Raw genomic sequence first — 17,019 nt, forward strand, 5'->3', positions numbered from 1 at the left:
AATTGAGCCACAGTAAAGAGACCGTGCCATTGACCATCACCACCCTCTGCGCAGAGGCGACGTTACCACTGCGACACCAGCTACTGCGCCCTCACCAGGGCATTGAGCAGTGCCGCTATCCAGGCGATGAGGAAGCGCAGACACGCCACTTTGGCGCTCGTTATGGTGAACAGGAGGCGGGCATTGTCTCGATCTATCACGTTCCCTGCCCCAATTTTTCAGGGCAGCAGGGATGGCAGCTCCGCGCCCTGACGACTCTACCCGAGCTGAGGCAACGCGGTATCGGTCGCTCACTGCTTGAAACGGCAGTGACATATGCCCAAGCGCAGGGGGCAGACCTGGTCTGGTGCAACGCCCGCATTGCGGCACTCGATTTCTACCAGCACAACGGCTTTATAACCATGGGTGAGCCGATTGAGATTACCGATATTGGGCCTCACTACTTGATGGTTCGGCAGATCGAACCTTCGCAGTGATACTGCGATAATCGTCACCATGCACCCACCCATTCAACCCAGTTTCCGTCCCGTCACCCCAGATGATTTCGCTGCCGTCTGCGAGCTGGTAGGGAGTCCTGATGAGCTCTACATGGTGCAACCCGGTGCGAAATTCCCCTGGACAGTGAGACAGGTGGCGCGGCTCGTCGATCAACGCCGCACCCTGACGGTGATGGAGCATAACGACAGGGTGATCGGCTTCGCTGACCTCTACGGCATCGAACCGGGTAGCCACGCCTTTATCGGCAACCTGGTGGTTGCTGCGCTCTATCGCAACAAGGGTCTTGGACGGTTACTGATCGCCGAGATGTTGAAGGCTATCTACGGTGAGCTGGCACTACCTGAGGCGCGTATTGCGGTTTTTGAGTCGAACCGCGCCGCTCACCGTCTCTATCAGAAACTTGGCTTTAAGCAGTACGGCACCGAACTGCGTAACCGTGAGGGCCAGCAGTTGACGCTAATCAATCTGCGAAGAGTGGCCGACTAAGATCCAACAAGCGATGCAGCCCGGATGGAGCGCAGCGTAATCCGGGGTGCTTGAACTCCCGGATTTCACTCTGCTCCATCCGGGCTACGGCGTGGATCATTTCTTAAGGTTAGCAAAGGCGGCAGCCATGGCACCCATCGGGGCGGACTCGCGACTCTTCGGCTGTTTGTGCGGACGGTTTCCACGTGGCTGATTGGGGCGGGATTGACGCTGCTCACCACCGCGAGACTCGGGTTTACCTTTGCCTTTTTTCACATCGCTATCGAAACGGCGTGAGAGCGCAATACGTTTGCGCTTCAGGTCGACCTCGACCACCTTCACCTTGACCACATCGCCCGCCTTGACCACCTCGCGCGGATCCTTAACGAACTTGTCGGAGAGCACCGAGATGTGGACCAGACCATCCTGATGAACACCGATGTCGACAAAGGCACCAAAGTTGGTGACGTTGGTGACGACACCCTCGAGGATCATGCCCGGTTCCAGGTCGCTCAGCTTCTCGACCCCGTCACGGAAAGCGGCGGTCTTGAACTCGGGGCGTGGGTCACGGCCCGGCTTCTCCAGTTCGCTAATGATGTCGCGTACTGTCGGCTCACCGAACTTCTCATCGGTGAAGTCATTGGCGGCCAGTGAGCGCAGGAAGCGGCTATCACCGATCAGCTCACCTACGCCCTTGCCGGTCGAGGTGATAATGCGTTCGACCAGCGGGTAGGCCTCGGGGTGTACGGCAGAGGCGTCGAGTGGATTCTCACCATTCATCACCTTGAGAAAACCGGCTGACTGTTCGAATGCCTTAGCACCAAGGCGTGAGACCTTGAGCAGCGCCTTACGATCGGTAAAGGCACCGTGCTCGTCACGGTAGCTGACGATATTGGCGGCGAGGCTCTGACCGAGTCCAGCCACCTGCGCCAGTAGCGGTGCCGAGGCGGTATTCACATCGACGCCGACGGCGTTTACACAATCCTCCACCACTGAATCGAGCATGCGTGCCAGACGGCTCTGGCTCACATCGTGCTGATACTGACCAACACCGATCGCCTTCGGCTCAACCTTCACCAGCTCGGCGAGTGGATCCTGCAGGCGACGGGCGATAGAGACCGCACCGCGCAGCGAGACATCGAGATCGGGGAACTCACGCGATGCGAACTCAGAGGCGGAGTAGACCGAGGCACCCGCCTCGCTGACCATAATCTTGCTCAGTCTCAACTCGGGGTGGCGCTTCATCAGATCAGCCGCCAGCTTGTCGGTCTCACGTGATGCGGTGCCGTTGCCGATGCTGACCAGCTCGGCTTTGTGCTTGGCGGCGAGTTTGGCGAGGATATCGATCGATTGATCCCACTGGTTTTTGGGTACATGTGGATAGATGGTGGCGCTATCGACCAGCTTGCCGGTGGCATCGACCACGACCACCTTGACGCCGGTACGCAACCCCGGATCGAGGCCGATGGTGGCGCGCGGCCCGGCAGGCGCCGCAAGCAGTAGATCACGCAGATTTTCACCGAAGACGCGGATCGCCTCCTCCTCGGCCTGCTCTTTGAGCTGCATCATCAGCTCCAGCTCGATGTGCAGCGAAACCTTCACCCGCCACGCCCAGCGCACCGTCTCGGTGAGCCAGCCATCACCCGCCCGCCCCTCATCGGTAATGTCGTATTTACGTGCAATCATGCCGTCGCAGATGCCGAAGCTGCGGCCCGGCTCGAGGTCATCCTGACCCTCGATCTTCAGCTGCAGACGCAGTACCGACTCGTTACGACCACGGAACAGCGCCAGTGCACGGTGTGAGGGGATCTTCTGTAGCTGCTCCTCATACTCGAAATAGTCGGCAAACTTGGCGCCCGCCTCCTCCTGCCCATCGGCAACACGCGACTCGAGCTTGCCCTGCGCCCAGACGTAGTCACGCAGCTCTCCGATCAGATCAGCGTTCTCAGCAATGCGCTCCATCACGATCTGGCGCGCACCATCGAGAGCCGCCGCCACGTCGGCGATCCCCTTCTCCTCATCGACATACTCAGCGGCCACAACCTGTGGATCGAGGCTGGCATCTGCCATCAGCGCGTCGGCCAGCGGCTCAAGACCCGCCTCTCGGGCGATCTGTGCCTTGGTACGGCGTTTTGGCTTGTAGGGTAGGTAGAGATCTTCAAGACGGGTCTTGGTCTCGGCGGCGAGAATCGCCTCTTTCAGCTCGGGGGTGAGCTTCTCCTGCTCATCAATACTCTTCAGCACCACCGCACGCCGATCCTCGAGTTCACGTAGATAGACCAGCCGCTCTTCGAGCCGACGCAGCTGGATGTCATCGAGCCCTCCGGTCGCCTCCTTGCGATAACGAGCAATAAAGGGAACAGTCGATCCCTCGTCGAGCAGGGCGATGGCGGCATCGACCTGTGACTGTTTAACGGCAAGCTCTTCGGCGATGTTCTGGGCAATATTCATCTGTATGGGTCTGCTTCAAGGTATCGAGAGGCGGCATTCTATGGAATGCAGCGGGGGATGGGTAGATTGACAATCGGGCGCAGAAGCGCTGGGCTCAAAGCTATTTGAGTCTGACTTTGAAAGCCGAAACAGGCGCCCTAGCGACGTCCAGAGAAGATAAAAATCGCCAGACCGATAGCGTTGATGATGCCCAGCTCAATCAACAACGTCTGCTGATCGAGCTGATCGAAGACGTAGATGGTTTTACCAAAAGCGGAGACCAGCTCTTCGAAGGCGAAGCCCCAACGCACACCGTCGATAATTGTATAGGGTGGATAGAGTAGTGCGGCTGCACTTCCCAGCAGACAGACGGCCAGACCGAGTTTGCGACTCACAATGCGCTCCTTGCTTCCGGTTATATATTGAGTAGCTACTCGTTGATCATTATGCCGGCGACAGGCGGCAGTAGCAGATTAGTCGAGGAGCCGTGGTCGTAACCGTAGAACTCCTTTATGTAGTCGTTGAGCAGCGAATCCTGATAGATCGGATAGTCGGCTTCGATCGACTCAATCACTTCGCGTGCAACTTCACACGCCTGATCCGCTCCAAGGGTCGTTTTGAACAGACGCCCATCGTTACGAAACCCGACATTCATCATACGTTGCTTGATCTCACCCCAGAGTTCTGAGCACTGCTGATAGGGGTAGTTCTCGTAATCGAGATTAATAACAATTGCGTAGTGCATATCACTCCAACCATTTGCCGGCAGCTCAATGTCCGCCTGTTTAATTATTATTTCTGCTGATTGAAAGTATCAAATCGGTCCGACCGATTCCACATAACGAAAAAACCGGCCTATTCAGCGCCGTAGAGTGCGATCTCCCCGACCGTGTAGTCTCCACCACGATTAATCAGTGCAACGCCTGCAAAATCACCCTTGTAACTTCTATCACTAACTGTGATCACCGTCACACTATCGAGCAGCAACTCCATCTCGCTCTCAGCACTCCTGCGCCAAACAATTCTGTGAGCGTTGCCATCATCTAGCCGTGACTCAAGCTCAACACGCTCAATCACCGATCGACCATCACCACTCAGGTAGTGCAGTTCGAGGCGCTGCGGGTCTGATGGTGAATAGATAAGACGGTACCCACTGTTACGCGCCTCATCACGGTAGAGCAGCACCTGGAACGGGCGCAGACCCTCATCCACGCTGAGACTCATCTCCAGCATGAAAGCGTTGCTAATTTGCACGGGGATATAGATTTCAGCCCGATCTACCGTCGTTTGCTCGGCCTTTTTCTTCTTTTTCTTTCCAGAGTCGAACAGCGCACCGACGATCGCCGATGCCAGCTCATCCTCAGTACTGCGCTTCTTCTTTTTCTTCGGCGATGTGAAGTGACTACGCAACCCGGAGCCATACTCGGCGTCAAACCCCCCCGAAACCACCTGCCAGCCTGAGCCGCGCTCCGAGCCCCAGTCACGGAAATCGTCGTAGAGCAGCTCCTCTCGCCATGGCCTGTGATAGCGATCTGCCAACTCTTGTAGATCACGCAGAAAACGGCGATCTGCGGCACGCTGGCGTGCACCCTCTTCGATCAGTGAGTTGAGCTCATCAAGTAGCTGATTGAGCCCCTCACTCTGCGAGGCGTAACGGCCGTAACGGTTATCTTCAGCATTGACCGTCAGTGGAGCTGCCAACAGACCGCTCACCAGAAGTGCGATCAAGGATTTTTTCATTCCACTATTACTCAGACCACGCCACATACTGCTCTCCCTAAGACTGTGGATTTAATAAACATATCTTAGCCGATCAGGCTGAAAGATTATCCTTCGTTACAACTTTTTTTGTTGCCGGAAAATCAGACGGTAACCCAGCAGTAGCAGCAGAATCATCCCATAGATCATCGGCTCACGAAGATCGGCCTTTACCAACCAGAGAAAGTGGATCACGGCCAGCATCGACGCTGGGTAGATGAGACTGTGCAGCTGCTTCCAGCGTTTGCCAAGGCGACGCATCATCGCATTGGTGGAGGTAACCGCAAGTGGCAACAGTAACAGGTAGGTAGCCAGACCAACGGTGATGTAGGGGCGTTTAATGACATCGGCAATGATTTCTGACCAGGCGAAGAACTGATCGAGTACCACGTAGTTAGCCATGTGCAGGGTCGCGTAGAAGAAACAGAACAGACCCAAAATACGCCGCAGCCGCATCAACCACGACCAGCCGAAGAGTTTTACAAGCGGAGTCACTGCGAGGGTAATCAGTAAAAAACGTAACGCCCAGTCACCCGTGCGGTGACTCAGCGCCTCAATCGGGTTGGCACCCAATCCTCCCTGCCAACCACTCCAGGCAATCATCGCCAGCGGCAGCAGACAGAGAAGAAACAGCAGCGGTTTGATCACGACACTTTTCATCACACCGATCTTAACGCTGAACCTGTTGTTTGCGGTGAATAGAGTTTCAGACATCAACATCATTCACCCGCTAAAAGAACTTACGCAGATCCATACCTCGATAGAGCGAGGCGACATCATCGGCGTAACCATTGAAGGGCAGGGTCTTCTGTTTGAGTAGACTACCGATGCGTCGCTCACGATTCTGACTCCAGCGTGGATGATCCACATCCGGATTCACGTTTGCGTAGAAGCCGTATTCGCGCGGACCAGCCACATTCCAGCTGGTTTTTGGCTCTCTCTCAAGCAGACGAATCTTGACGATCGACTTGATGCTTTTGAAACCGTACTTCCACGGCACCACCAGACGAATCGGTGCACCACACTGATTCGGCAGCACCTTGCCGTAGAGCCCGACACCGAGGATGGTCAGCGGATGGACCGCCTCATCGATACGCAGCCCCTCCACATAGGGCCAGTCAAGCACCGGGATATCCTGCCCCGGCATCTGCTCTGGATCGTACAGGGTGGTGAACTCGACGTACTTGGCATTAGAGGTCGGCTTGAAGCGTTTGAGCACATCGCCCAACGGGATACCGACCCACGGCACCACCATCGACCACGCCTCGACACAACGCAGGCGATAGATACGCTCCTCCAGGGCATGAGGTTTCATCAGATCCTCCAGCGCAATGCGCCCCGGCTTCTCCACGGCACCCTCAATCTCTATCGACCAGGGATCGGTGCGCAGACTCCCTGAGTTGTTTGCAGGATCGGTTTTTCTGGTACCGAACTCGTAGAAGTTGTTGTAGGAGGAGATGTCATCAAAGCTGTTTGAAGGTTCGCTGGTTGAGAAGGCGCTGCTTTTCAGCGCACCCAACGATCGTAATGCGCCGGCACTCGCGGGTGGAGCCTGACTGACGGCCACCGCCTCATTGCTATCACAACCGACCACCGCTGCCGCCCCCAGTGCGAGCAGACTCTTTGAGGAGAGCTCGAGGAATCGACGCCGATCCCGATAGAGCGCCTCATCGGTGATCTCCGAGGGTTTGATCCTGGCGGGTCGTTTTATCAGCATCTCAATTCCTTCTCTACGTCGTTAACAGGCAGACAGAATGATCAGAAAACCTGATCCTCATCATAGTAGACCTGCGAAGGGGGAAATCTATTTCCCAGACGGGAAAAAATATTAGATGCAGCCCGGATGAAATGGTGTGAATTCCGAGGGTTTGCAGTTTTGAATAGCACTCCTACCACGATTGGCAGGAGCGGTGTTCCAGAACGGAATGGTCTGCGCTTAGTCAGACCTGAAACTTGGAGATCACCTGTTGCAGCTCGGCAGCCAGTCGCGACAGCTCCGAGCTGTTGGAGTTGGTCTGCTGGGCACCCGCAGCGGTCTTCTCAGAGATTTCGCTGATGCTGACCACATTGCGGTTGATCTCGTCAGCGACTGCACTCTGCTGCTCGGAGGCGCTGGCGATCTGGGTGTTCATGTCGTTGATAATCGCCACCGACTGAGTGATCGATTCGAGCGAGGTACCCGCCTCAGCAGCCTGGGTCACACTCTCCTGGGTTCGCGCCTGCCCCTGCTCCATCGTCACCACCGCATTGCGGGCCGCATCCTGCAGCTTAAGGATCATCGCCTCGATCTCACCCGCCGAGGTCTGGGTACGGCTCGCCAGGGTGCGCACCTCATCGGCAACCACCGCAAACCCACGTCCCTGTTCACCGGCACGCGCCGCCTCGATCGCCGCATTGAGTGCCAGCAGGTTGGTCTGCTCGGCTATGCCCTTGATCACATCGAGCACCGTACCAATGTTCTCACTGTCCTGTTTCAGTCCGTGAATCACACCAGCAACGTTCTCCACCTCGGCGGCAAGATCGTTAATCGAGTCGATGGTCTTGCTCACCACCTGCTTGCCGTTCGACGCCTCTTGATTGGCCTTGCTGGCGGCATCGGCCGCTGCCTCGGCGTTGCGCGCCACCTCCTGAACGGTGGCGTTCATCTCATTCATTGCAGCAGCAACCTGCTCGGTCTCCTGCTGCTGCTGGATGACACCGTTGTGGGTCTCGTCGGTAACACCGGTCATCGTCTCGGCCGCCGTTGAGACCTGATCGGTGGCGCTCTTTACCTGACCGACCAGCTCACTAAAACTCTCTGCCATGCGATCAAAACCATCGCCAATAACACGTGTCTCATCACGGGTCTGCAGGTGAGCTCGTGCAGTCAGGTCACCATCGGCAAGCTGTCCGGTCATCTTCTCGAGGGTATGGATAGTATTGAGCGTAGAGTAGTAGACCCCGGCAAAGAGGAAATTGGAGATAACCAGCACCAGTACCAGCACTGCCAGGTCGATAATGATTTCCATCTCATTATCGGCAACACGTGACTCAATCAGTGCAACCAATTCCGGAAGCAGTGCATCATAGAGCTTGAAGCTGGTACCGATCGCGCTGCTACCGGCCTTGAAGACACCCGACGAGTCGATCTCGATCTTGTCGCTGTCGAGCATCTTGTCTCTCAGCACCGCAATAAAGCTCTCGGCATCGGCAACCGCAGCGCGTCCCTGGACACCCAGCTGCTGTTCAATAGTCCGATTGTTTTTAAACACGGCATCGACCGCCGCAGACATTGCCTTGGTCGTATCGATGATCTTGCCATTCAGGGTCGAAAGACGCGCCCATGAGTCTGGGGTAAAGGTGCCCTTAGCCGCCACGCCTGAACCGAATCCGCGCCCCTGCCCCATGATCTCGGTCAGCTTCGGTATCGCGTTAACTATCAGGTTGATCGAGTAGTAGCTGTCGAGCTTCGGATCGACCGTCATATTACTCAGATCGGAGATGTGTTCCATATGCCGAATCAGGCCGCCAATCAGCTCGGTATGCTCCTGAAAGATCGGTTTCGCCTGGCCTTCAAAACTGCGCTGTTTCAGATCGTTCCAACGACTGATCAACTTCTCGGGCGAATACTCAGGGTACTTCTCAACGCCCAACTCACCGCCCAGTTTTCTGTCCACAGCGGCAAGGTTGGCAAAGGCGCCATCGATCAACTGTCGTGCTTCAAGGATCTTTGGGCGAAACGCCTCATTACCGTTGAGAAAGCCGTTAGTCATGCCGCGATGTCGTGGGATATGTTCAAGCAGTGGGCGCATTGCACTGACATATTCGATACCGACCAGCTCGCGTTCGAGAAAGAGCCGCTCATCGTTCAGCGTTGAGATATAGAGATAGCTGAGCACTAGAATCGGTGCCATCAGCACTGCACCGATCAACGCAAACTTAAAGGGATAACGCAGACGGTTCATCAGCGCGATTGCGGGCTTGAACAGGAACTGGAGCATCTCAATCATTTTTCTACTCTCTATAATTTTATTTTTGTCTGCCGACTCGGCTCCTGCCGGTCCCATTCATAAAACTATCGGCAACGTTCTCAGCAACTTAACCGATTTCTGAGCAATCAACCACCTAGCAGAGGGGTGCGTCTTTGCAGCCACAGCGCTAGAATCGCGACACGCAGACAACATGAGTATAGACCTCGATGCAAGACTCAGCGTTAAGCCAAGTTATTGAGTTAATTGAAAAAGAGCCACAGAACGGGCAGTCCCTACTGCTCTATGCACTGGTGATGAGCCTCTCGACAGCCAATGGTCACTACCTGTTTCTGCTCAATAAACTCGCCGATATGAGCCCGGAGAACCGTCAGCTCGCCTACGGTTTGATGGAGTTGATGGTTGAAGGCGGTAACCAAACGGCCGATTGGGGCGAGGCAGTGTCACGCATGAGCCGCGCAATACGCGGTTAGGAGTAGAAGAGATGAACACAGAATCGACCACCCTCTGCGTGATCTACAAGAGCCTGAAAAAGCCGGATGCCTACATCTACACCCAGGAGAAGGATGATTTTAGCCACATTCCCGAAGAGCTTCTCAAGACGCTCGGCCAACTGGAATTCGTTATGGAGCTGGGGCTGACCCCAGAGCGAAAACTGGCACGCGAGGATGTGAACAAGGTGATCCACAACCTCTCGGTGCAGGGTTTCCATCTGCAGTTACCACCACCAAAACCGGAGCTGATGTAAGCGCAGCTCAGAAGAAGTATCCGAGCTGCAGGTAGAGCTGTCGCCCCGCCGAGAGGTAGTAGGGGGTGGTCGGCACTGTAACCCCACCAAACTCACTACCTCGCTCCCCCCAGGGCAGGCTCACACCGCCCAGCAGCTGCAGGTTCTCTCCCCAGTCGTAGTTGAAACCCATCTGCAGCGCACCGCTCTCATCGTTGAGATTCAGCAGCACAATCGGTGCGAACTGCAGCAGCGGCGTCACTTCAACATTGAGTCCGGCGGCGATGTAATCCTGCGCCAGCGTATAGAGTTCACCGCGTGCGATACGTGCAGAGAGTTCACTGTCTGGCAGGAGATAGTCGGAACGTGAATTTTCACCCACTCCGCTATGGAAATATTCGAGATAGCCGTAAGTATTGTGGTTGAACCAGACCCATGAGTAGTCGAGGTTGGTCACCAGCGTGGTGAGCCACTCACCCTCACTGTTACGACTCAGGTCGAGATCGAAACGCCACACCGCCTCACCGACCGGTTGCGCCAGACCGATGCCGAGGCGCGGCTCGCCATAGTGCCAGGCAAGCTGCAGATCGAACTCACTCTCCATGGCGTGAAAGCGAACGCCAACGGTCGATTGATCGGACTCAACCTCACCTGTGACTGGATCACGTCGTGGTAGCACGACCGCCTGCAGATCGTTTCCACTCTCAAACAGGTACTGCGTATAGAGCAGATCATCACCACTTTTATAATCTTTGTTGATCGCCAACGGCGCGAAGGGATTGATGAAGTCGAGCGCCTGGAAGGCAAGACCATTGCCCCAGCTCACCGCCTGTCGCCCCGCTCTAATGACCCACTGGTTGCTTGAGTAGCCCAGTGTAAGTCGATCGATACGATGCACCGACTCAATCCGATCCTCATCGACGATACGACGGGTCAGACCAAACAGTCGCCGCTTATCGTTGGGGAGACCACTGCTATTAGCGATCCATCCTGCAGCAGCCAGGGCCTGACGAGTTGCGACGCCATCACCGCCGAGCGCCAACAGCTCATAGTGAATAGCGCCTTCCCAGCCAGCGCTTCGCCCCTCTGCCTTGAGGCGCAGATCGAGCGCCTGATCGAAGGCGGGATTGTCACCATAGACAGCAGCGATATCATCCGTTTGGTAATCGGTCAGGGTCGGTAGCAGCTGGATATGGCCGCCAACAACGGCTGGCGTCTCGAACGAGACCAGAATCAGTAGCGCCGCGAGCAGACGAACGATCATGCCCGGCTGCTATTCTGCTGGTCCGATTCGATCTGGCCGTCGCGGAGTGCGATAAGACGTTTCGAGTAGTTCATCACCAGTTTGTCGTGGGTAGAGAAGAGAAAGGTTATACCGTGCTCCTCATTCATATGGCGCAGCAGCTGCATCAGATTCTCTGCCGTATGTGAATCGAGGTTGGCGGTCGGCTCATCGGCCAGCACCAGGGTCGGTTCGGAGACGATGGCACGCGCCACTGCTACCCGCTGCTGCTGTCCACCGGAGAGCTCCGCCGGTAGGCGCTTCTCCATTCCGGAGAGCCCCACCTCATCGAGCATGGCACGGGCGCGTTCACCCCGCTCCGCCGCCTCCACGCCCTGCAGTTGCATGACAAACTCGACGTTCTCCTGCGCATTGAGTACGGGGATCAGATTGTAGGCCTGGAATACAAAACCGAGTCGGGGAGTCGCTATTTTTGCGAAAGTTTGTTTTGGGCATCCAAGCCCAAGCAAACAGCAAAACTTAACGCGACCATTTATGCCTACGGCGCCCCGACGTCCTGCGTTCGTTGCGTAATCACCTATTCGCGGCTCTACACAACTCCCTCAGTGACTCTACGCCGACATAAAGCCGCTGCTGCATCTTCTTCGTCGTCCGCTCGCGCTCTCAACTACGAATAGGCAGACGGCGTCGACTATCGCGGACTAACCGCCTTCGCTTCGCTATCCATGGCGGTCAGCGATGGTTGAGGCGCAGATCGGCCAGCTCACCCTTGCTCATGGTATCGAGCCGCTGACCGCTGAGGTAGACCTCCCCACTGCTCGGCGTATCGAGTCCACCGATAACATTAAGCAGCGTACTCTTGCCAGAACCAGAGGGCCCTGAGAGACAGGCGAAATCGTGTTGCGGTATCTCCAACGAGAGATCGTCGAGGGCATGCACCTCGACATCACCCTGCCGATATCGTTTGGTCAGACTCCGACAACTAACCGTTACATCATTCACCATTAACTCCTGTTGATCGCTTCAATCGGCACCGTGCGTGCCGCGTGCCATGCGGGATAGAGGCTGGCAAGAATCCCAAGCACCACCACCAGCAGGTTGGCGGTCACTACATCCGAGATCCGCACCGACGGGTAGAGCACCGGCGCATAACCGATCATCTCCATCCCCTCGGCAAAGGCGGAGAGATCGATCCCATCGCCCACCCAGACGATATAGAGTCCAGCCAGCCCGTTACCAAGCAGCAAACCGATGCTAAGCAGTAGTAGCGACTCGATCAGCACCTGCAGCAGGATCAAACCGGGACGCATACCGAGCGCCTGCAGTAGACCAATCTCACGGGTCCGCTCAAATACCGCCATCAATAGTGTGTTGACCAAACCAAACGACATCGCCAGAAAGACCACCACAAACCAGATCACCAGAATGGCATCGATCATGCCCGCCATCAGCTTCATCATCGGCTGCAGCTCCTGCCAATCAAGCGCTTCAAGATCAGGCGATACACTGCGCAGCTGTGACAGCAAAGGTTCCAGCCCCTCATGCGAGTCACTGCGTAGTGCAATCTCGGAGATCTGATTATCGATCCGCAGCATCTTCTGCGCTGTCTTCAGACCAACAAAGAGATAGGCGGTCTCGCTCTGCTGCATCTCCGCATCGAAGATGCCCACTACCCGGAAACCACGATCGGCAAGCTCACCATCCGCCCCCTGACTCATTACCACGACTCGTTTACCGAGTCGGGTCTCCAGTCGGTCGGCCAACTTACGACCAAGCAGCAGACCACGGTCCTCCACACCCTCTAGATAGCGACCCTCGCGCACTCCGCTACCGATAAATGAGAGTTCACGCTCCTTACCTGGATCAATGCCCACCAGAGTGATGCCCGCCGACTCTCGCTCACTGGAGATTACTGCCGGTAGTGCAATACGTGGACTCCACTGCTCAACCTCGGGCCCATCCAGAAGTTTGAGCAGTTCGCCCGAGGGGGGAGCGATGCCGTGTTCAATAACCGGATCGTCGCGATAGGCCGCATGATGGAGTTGGATATGGCCGGTAAGATTATTGATCGCCGCATGTAGCTGTGCCTCCATCGAACCGCGCGCCAGCGCTGCCAGCGCCACCATCGCGAAAACCCCGAGCGTAATCGCGGTGATCAGAATCAGTGAACGACGGTGTTGGCGCCAGATGTTGCGCCACGCAAGCCTGAGTATTGTCACGGCGTACGCCCCCTGGGCTGCATGAGTTGATCGCAGCGCTCACCCTGGACAAACAGGATCGCCAGACCCAGCGCCTCTATGTTGACGCTATAGGTCTCAGCCACACCACTGAACCCTCTTTCAAATACAACCGAGTAACCACGGCGCTCCATCTCGGCGATGAAACGTTCAGGCGTATCGAGACCCTGCATCCGTTCGACCTTACGGGAGAGTATCTCAATCGGCGCACATTCGCCGTGGCGCGCCATCAAATACCAATCCGCTTCAACAGCGATTGGCAGCAGTAAGATCAGTAGCAGGCTATACCGCATTCATCGCCTCCACCGGTTGCAGTTTGCGTATACGCATTGCTGGGTAGAGCGCGGCAAGCAGGGTAAATATCAAGATACCGGCGGGACCGAGCAGTAGCGCCAGTAGTGAGATTTGTGGATAGATCTCACCAGGAATATTAAATTCGGCACCGATCTCCTCCATGCCAGGATAGCTAAAGCCGTTGAGATCGTAGTAGAGCGCAATCGAGCCACCCAGCAGCAGGCCCAACAGCAGTCCCACCACCACCAGCAGCAGTGATTCGAGCATCACCAGGCTACCGAGACGTAGCGGTGTCATACCCAACGAGAGCAGAATGCCAAATTCGCGGGTGCGTTCCAGCACCGCCATCAGGAAGGTATTTAAAATGCTGAAGGTAACCACCAGAATCAGCACCGCATAGATGAACCACCCCTCCATCATATCGGCCTGAATGATCTGCCGTAGGCCCGGTATTATCGATTCCCAGTCGAGCGCAACCAGCCGCTCGTCGCTTCCGACAAACTGCTGCAGTTGCTGTTTATATGCCTGAGTCTCTGTATCACTCGGTGCTCGCACCACGATGGCGTGTGCAGCATCCGGCATAACAAACACTTCCTGAAAGGTTGCCAGCGGGATCTGCAGCAGGGCGCGATCAAACTCCTGTGAACCACTCTCGAAGATACCGACCACCTCTAACACCGTGGCAGCAACTGAACCATCACGCGCCGAACCGAGTAGTGTCAGCTCCCCCCCTATCTGTACCTTGAGGTTTCTCGCCAGTGCCGCGCCGATCACCGCCTCGTAACCGTGCGCATTGATATAACGTCCCTGCTTGATCAGGCCCGGTAGCGTCGAGACCATCACCTCATGGTGTGACTCCACACCGACCACCTGCGCACCAAAGCTGCGCTGCTCAGAGGCGATCAGTGCAAACCCCATCGCTCGCACCGCCACACTATCCCAACCCGTTTCGCTTCGGATCCTCGTAGCGATCTCTGTGGCGTTGGTGATATCGGTGCGTAGTCGCGGTCTGTCCTGATAACCCTCGCGTTGTAGCTGCACATGTCCGGTGTAGAGACGCAGGGTGTTTTCAATCATCGCATCGTAGGCGCCGAGCTGAATGGTGATACTGAAGATCAGCAGCGTCGCTGCAAAGGCGATCGCAGCAATCGTCAACCAGGTACGTCGTGTGTGACGCCAGATGTTGCGCCATGCGAGACGAAACAGCATCAGAAACGTGGATTTCGCAGGCTAGAGAGGGTGAAGGTGCCGGGTGGAATGGAAATGCCATAGCTGGCATCGAGCACACGCACCTCGGTCCACTCGTCGGGGTGCGCCTCTTTCTGCATCCGTTCTACAGCTGCAATCACCTTACCTCCTATCTCACGGATGTCACTGGTCACCATACGTTTTACAACCGCATTGTCCTGGTCATAAAAGGTGTGCTCGAGCATTACATTGTCATCACGAATGCGTAACAGTTCCTTACCCCATACCACGGGAGCATCCTCGTGCGGGATCGATTCGATCGTGTAGACCGTATGCCCCTCAATCTCGGTCGATTCGACAATCTTGTGCTCATACTGCTCAATGATCTCATCGGCACGTACGATATCGTTATTAGAGAAGTCGGAGCCCATCCAGCTCTGATTCATCATGCTCGAGGGGATCTTGATCACGCGATTGATCTTTGGCGCAAAACTCCACATCCGGTTATCGATCAGCAACGTGGCATTACCACGATCCTTGGCGGGTTCAACAACGCGCATCAACGACTGATCGAGACCCTGAGTCCAGACCTGCATACGCATGGTGCGCTCCCAGTCGGAACGGTGAATGGTCATCTCAAACTCGCTATAAGATGAGAGGTCACGCCAATGCTCAATTGCGCGACGCACTATCTCATCAGCGGTAATTGCCGCTGCTTGCAACTGGAAGGAGATAAAAAATGCGGTAATCGTAATCAGAATTTTCAATGACCCACCCCTCTGACCTATCAGGACAGTTTATGACAATCTGCGACAGCTTGGTATGACAACAGATCACTATTTTTATTTAATTCAATATCTGTCACACACATGACACGCCATGTCATTAGTTATGATTATTTTTCACATTAGTATTATCACTGTTTCAATATTTATTATTTTAGAAACAGTCTGAAATACACTATAAATATCGTCTTTTAAGCGCGTGACTCAATTCGACAAAAGCCTTAGTCTCAACTATATGACGGGGTGGATGCGGCGTTAATTTAATTTAACAAATCAGACCAATTTAATCGGTCAATTTCGGCTGCACCCTTCGAATTAAGAGACTGTTACCTGGAGCGATCGGACCGATATCGGCGTCAAGGTTCTTACCTCTTTGCCGACATTTGATCTAGAGGCAACTACACCTCTCACCGCTCCACATCAGAACGGCCCACAGTTCTCACAATTTCCAATAATATTAAGCAGTGCCAACTGGACAATCTGTCAAAGGGAAACAACAAGATGAATAACATGAGCATGAAGAACAAGTTTGCCCTCGTCTGTTCCATTCTGGCTCTCGCCGTCATTGTCCAGGGCATCATTATTTTCACCGGCAGCAACTCGATCATCAATGAATCGAAGCAGATCGCCAACAACGAAATCCCAATCCTGAACAAGGCACATCAGCTCAAACTGAGCGTGGTACAGGTACAGCAGTGGCTCACCGATATCAGTGCTACGCGTGCTCTAGACGGATTGAATGATGGTTTTGACGAGGCCGAAGCAAACGCTGCGCTGTTCAAACAGCTGCTCTCTGAGCTCAAAGAGCTCGACACCGAAAACCGTGCCTATACGAACAGATGCTGCCTGCCTTTGAGTCTTATCACGCAGTCGGAAAGAAGATGGCACAGGCCTATATTGATGATGGACCTGCTGGCGGCAACAAGATGATGGAGAAGTTTGACGCAGTAGCCGCCAATATCGGTGAGATGGTTGATCCGTTCCTTGAAGCCACACAGGATCGTGCCAATGCGCTACTGCTCTCTGAGCAGGAGAGCCTAAAAAATGCCCAGCTTATGCTCGGTCTGGGCGCCGCTGTATTCCTGTTCCTGGTCGGTTTTGCCTACTTCATGATGTTTAAGGCGCTCTCATTCCTGCGACTGCTAATCGACAACATGAAACCGGGGAGTCGCTATTTTTGCGGAAGCTTGTTTTGGGCATCCAAGCCCAAGCAAGCGGCAAATACTTAACGCGACCGTTTATGCCTACGGCGCCCCGACCGTCCTGCGTTCGTTGCGTAATCACCTCTTCGCGGCTCTACACAACTCCCTCAGTGACTCTACGCCGACATAAAGCCGCTGCTGCATCTTCTTCGTCGTTCGCTCGCGCTCTCAACTACGAATAGGCAGACGGCGTCGACTATCGCGGACTAACCGCCTTCGCTTCG

At 55.3% G+C, this 17,019-nt stretch carries 22 protein-coding genes; 8 read left to right on the forward strand and 14 right to left on the reverse strand.

The annotated features are described in order from the left end of the window. Positions 1 to 2: 2 nt before the first annotated feature. Together HUE57_RS16900 and HUE57_RS16905 are read left to right on the forward strand one after the other, a co-directional pair. Positions 3 to 476, forward strand: a complete 474-nt coding sequence (locus tag HUE57_RS16900) for a GNAT family N-acetyltransferase (protein ID WP_174673570.1) — start codon at positions 3 to 5, stop codon at positions 474 to 476. A gap of 19 nt (positions 477 to 495) precedes the next feature. After that, positions 496 to 984, forward strand: a complete 489-nt coding sequence (locus HUE57_RS16905) for a GNAT family N-acetyltransferase (protein WP_078483820.1) — start codon at positions 496 to 498, stop codon at positions 982 to 984. A gap of 96 nt (positions 985 to 1,080) precedes the next feature. Here HUE57_RS16905 and HUE57_RS16910 read toward each other — a convergent pair whose 3' ends face one another. The 7 genes from HUE57_RS16910 to HUE57_RS16940 all read right to left on the reverse strand — a co-directional run bounded on the left by HUE57_RS16910 (position 1,081) and on the right by HUE57_RS16940 (position 9,140). Continuing rightward, positions 1,081 to 3,414 (reverse strand): Tex family protein, encoded by a 2,334-nt coding sequence (locus tag HUE57_RS16910; protein WP_078483821.1) that lies wholly within the window; start codon positions 3,412 to 3,414, stop codon positions 1,081 to 1,083. Positions 3,415 to 3,551: 137 nt separating this feature from the next. After that, positions 3,552 to 3,788 carry a hypothetical protein gene (locus tag HUE57_RS16915; RefSeq protein WP_078483822.1) on the reverse strand — a complete coding sequence of 79 codons (237 nt, stop codon included), beginning with the start codon at positions 3,786 to 3,788 and terminating at the stop codon, positions 3,552 to 3,554. A 35-nt stretch (positions 3,789 to 3,823) separates the two neighbouring features. Next, positions 3,824 to 4,138 (reverse strand): hypothetical protein, encoded by a 315-nt coding sequence (locus HUE57_RS16920; protein WP_078483823.1) that lies wholly within the window; start codon positions 4,136 to 4,138, stop codon positions 3,824 to 3,826. Positions 4,139 to 4,248: 110 nt separating this feature from the next. Next, a complete protein-coding gene (locus tag HUE57_RS16925) occupies positions 4,249 to 5,160 on the reverse strand; it encodes a LamG domain-containing protein (protein ID WP_078483824.1) in 912 nt (303 codons plus the stop codon). A gap of 69 nt (positions 5,161 to 5,229) precedes the next feature. Continuing rightward, a complete protein-coding gene (locus tag HUE57_RS16930) occupies positions 5,230 to 5,865 on the reverse strand; it encodes a protein-methionine-sulfoxide reductase heme-binding subunit MsrQ (RefSeq protein WP_236725688.1) in 636 nt (211 codons plus the stop codon). Positions 5,866 to 5,881: 16 nt separating this feature from the next. After that, positions 5,882 to 6,868, reverse strand: coding sequence for a protein-methionine-sulfoxide reductase catalytic subunit MsrP (msrP, locus tag HUE57_RS16935; protein ID WP_078483825.1), 987 nt, complete (start codon positions 6,866 to 6,868; stop codon positions 5,882 to 5,884). Between the two features lie 223 nt (positions 6,869 to 7,091). Then, on the reverse strand, positions 7,092 to 9,140 hold the full coding sequence (locus tag HUE57_RS16940; RefSeq protein ID WP_172840282.1) for a methyl-accepting chemotaxis protein: 2,049 nt from the start codon (positions 9,138 to 9,140) through the stop codon (positions 7,092 to 7,094). Positions 9,141 to 9,415: 275 nt separating this feature from the next. On the opposite strand from HUE57_RS16940, the gene HUE57_RS16945 reads away from it, so the two are divergent. Continuing rightward, on the forward strand, positions 9,416 to 9,592 hold the full coding sequence (locus HUE57_RS16945) for a hypothetical protein (RefSeq protein WP_174673571.1): 177 nt from the start codon (positions 9,416 to 9,418) through the stop codon (positions 9,590 to 9,592). 11 nt (positions 9,593 to 9,603) lie between these two features. Then, positions 9,604 to 9,867: a YcgL domain-containing protein gene (locus HUE57_RS16950; protein ID WP_078483828.1), complete on the forward strand. Its 264-nt coding sequence runs from the start codon at positions 9,604 to 9,606 to the stop codon at positions 9,865 to 9,867. A 7-nt stretch (positions 9,868 to 9,874) separates the two neighbouring features. Here HUE57_RS16950 and HUE57_RS16955 read toward each other — a convergent pair whose 3' ends face one another. Next, positions 9,875 to 11,110, reverse strand: coding sequence for a hypothetical protein (locus HUE57_RS16955; RefSeq protein ID WP_078483829.1), 1,236 nt, complete (start codon positions 11,108 to 11,110; stop codon positions 9,875 to 9,877). Further along, positions 11,107 to 11,559: an ABC transporter ATP-binding protein gene (locus HUE57_RS16960; RefSeq protein ID WP_320416303.1), complete on the reverse strand. Its 453-nt coding sequence runs from the start codon at positions 11,557 to 11,559 to the stop codon at positions 11,107 to 11,109. The genes HUE57_RS16955 and HUE57_RS16960 overlap by 4 nt, the downstream gene beginning before the upstream one ends. Between HUE57_RS16960 and HUE57_RS19395 the strand changes: the two genes are divergently transcribed. Continuing rightward, on the forward strand, positions 11,470 to 11,766 hold the full coding sequence (locus tag HUE57_RS19395; protein WP_236860755.1) for a hypothetical protein: 297 nt from the start codon (positions 11,470 to 11,472) through the stop codon (positions 11,764 to 11,766). The genes HUE57_RS16960 and HUE57_RS19395 overlap by 90 nt on opposite strands. A gap of 55 nt (positions 11,767 to 11,821) precedes the next feature. Here HUE57_RS19395 and HUE57_RS16965 read toward each other — a convergent pair whose 3' ends face one another. The 5 genes from HUE57_RS16965 to HUE57_RS16985 are packed head-to-tail and all read right to left on the reverse strand — an operon-like array spanning position 11,822 to position 15,575. Continuing rightward, on the reverse strand, positions 11,822 to 12,094 hold the full coding sequence (locus HUE57_RS16965) for an ATP-binding cassette domain-containing protein (RefSeq protein WP_174673572.1): 273 nt from the start codon (positions 12,092 to 12,094) through the stop codon (positions 11,822 to 11,824). Continuing rightward, on the reverse strand, positions 12,094 to 13,308 hold the full coding sequence (locus HUE57_RS16970; protein ID WP_236725689.1) for an ABC transporter permease: 1,215 nt from the start codon (positions 13,306 to 13,308) through the stop codon (positions 12,094 to 12,096). Before HUE57_RS16970 ends, HUE57_RS16965 begins: the two co-directional genes overlap by 1 nt. Beyond that, complete coding sequence (locus tag HUE57_RS16975) at positions 13,305 to 13,619, reverse strand: hypothetical protein (RefSeq protein ID WP_078483831.1); 315 nt, start codon at positions 13,617 to 13,619, stop codon at positions 13,305 to 13,307. The genes HUE57_RS16970 and HUE57_RS16975 overlap by 4 nt, the downstream gene beginning before the upstream one ends. After that, a complete protein-coding gene (locus HUE57_RS16980; RefSeq protein ID WP_078483832.1) occupies positions 13,609 to 14,829 on the reverse strand; it encodes an ABC transporter permease in 1,221 nt (406 codons plus the stop codon). The genes HUE57_RS16975 and HUE57_RS16980 overlap by 11 nt, the downstream gene beginning before the upstream one ends. Continuing rightward, positions 14,829 to 15,575 (reverse strand): outer membrane lipoprotein-sorting protein, encoded by a 747-nt coding sequence (locus HUE57_RS16985; RefSeq protein WP_078483833.1) that lies wholly within the window; start codon positions 15,573 to 15,575, stop codon positions 14,829 to 14,831. The genes HUE57_RS16980 and HUE57_RS16985 overlap by 1 nt, the downstream gene beginning before the upstream one ends. Before the next feature lie 519 nt (positions 15,576 to 16,094). Here HUE57_RS16985 and HUE57_RS16990 point away from each other — a divergent pair. The 3 genes from HUE57_RS16990 to HUE57_RS17000 are packed head-to-tail and all read left to right on the forward strand — an operon-like array spanning position 16,095 to position 16,977. Further along, positions 16,095 to 16,523, forward strand: a complete 429-nt coding sequence (locus HUE57_RS16990; RefSeq protein ID WP_135622223.1) for a hypothetical protein — start codon at positions 16,095 to 16,097, stop codon at positions 16,521 to 16,523. After that, positions 16,475 to 16,822, forward strand: coding sequence for a hypothetical protein (locus HUE57_RS16995; RefSeq protein ID WP_174673573.1), 348 nt, complete (start codon positions 16,475 to 16,477; stop codon positions 16,820 to 16,822). Before HUE57_RS16990 ends, HUE57_RS16995 begins: the two co-directional genes overlap by 49 nt. Next, positions 16,771 to 16,977, forward strand: coding sequence for a hypothetical protein (locus HUE57_RS17000; protein ID WP_174673574.1), 207 nt, complete (start codon positions 16,771 to 16,773; stop codon positions 16,975 to 16,977). Before HUE57_RS16995 ends, HUE57_RS17000 begins: the two co-directional genes overlap by 52 nt. Positions 16,978 to 17,019 lie beyond the last annotated feature (42 nt).

Source organism: Candidatus Reidiella endopervernicosa (assembly GCF_013343005.1).
Taxonomy (GTDB): domain Bacteria; phylum Pseudomonadota; class Gammaproteobacteria.

Coding starts and splice junctions, on each gene's coding strand:
- HUE57_RS16905 (WP_078483820.1), top strand. CDS start 496: ATGCACCCACCCATTCAACCCAGTTTCCGTCCCGTCACCCCAGATGAT.
- HUE57_RS16910 (WP_078483821.1), bottom strand. CDS start 3,414: ATGAATATTGCCCAGAACATCGCCGAAGAGCTTGCCGTTAAACAGTCA.
- HUE57_RS16920 (WP_078483823.1), bottom strand. CDS start 4,138: ATGCACTACGCAATTGTTATTAATCTCGATTACGAGAACTACCCCTAT.
- HUE57_RS16925 (WP_078483824.1), bottom strand. CDS start 5,160: ATGTGGCGTGGTCTGAGTAATAGTGGAATGAAAAAATCCTTGATCGCA.
- HUE57_RS16930 (WP_236725688.1), bottom strand. CDS start 5,865: ATGTCTGAAACTCTATTCACCGCAAACAACAGGTTCAGCGTTAAGATC.
- msrP (WP_078483825.1), bottom strand. CDS start 6,868: ATGCTGATAAAACGACCCGCCAGGATCAAACCCTCGGAGATCACCGAT.
- HUE57_RS16940 (WP_172840282.1), bottom strand. CDS start 9,140: ATGATTGAGATGCTCCAGTTCCTGTTCAAGCCCGCAATCGCGCTGATG.
- HUE57_RS16945 (WP_174673571.1), top strand. CDS start 9,416: ATGAGCCTCTCGACAGCCAATGGTCACTACCTGTTTCTGCTCAATAAA.
- HUE57_RS16950 (WP_078483828.1), top strand. CDS start 9,604: ATGAACACAGAATCGACCACCCTCTGCGTGATCTACAAGAGCCTGAAA.
- HUE57_RS16955 (WP_078483829.1), bottom strand. CDS start 11,110: ATGATCGTTCGTCTGCTCGCGGCGCTACTGATTCTGGTCTCGTTCGAG.
- HUE57_RS16965 (WP_174673572.1), bottom strand. CDS start 12,094: ATGGTGAATGATGTAACGGTTAGTTGTCGGAGTCTGACCAAACGATAT.
- HUE57_RS16975 (WP_078483831.1), bottom strand. CDS start 13,619: ATGCGGTATAGCCTGCTACTGATCTTACTGCTGCCAATCGCTGTTGAA.
- HUE57_RS16980 (WP_078483832.1), bottom strand. CDS start 14,829: ATGCTGTTTCGTCTCGCATGGCGCAACATCTGGCGTCACACACGACGT.
- HUE57_RS16990 (WP_135622223.1), top strand. CDS start 16,095: ATGAATAACATGAGCATGAAGAACAAGTTTGCCCTCGTCTGTTCCATT.
- HUE57_RS16995 (WP_174673573.1), top strand. CDS start 16,475: ATGGCACAGGCCTATATTGATGATGGACCTGCTGGCGGCAACAAGATG.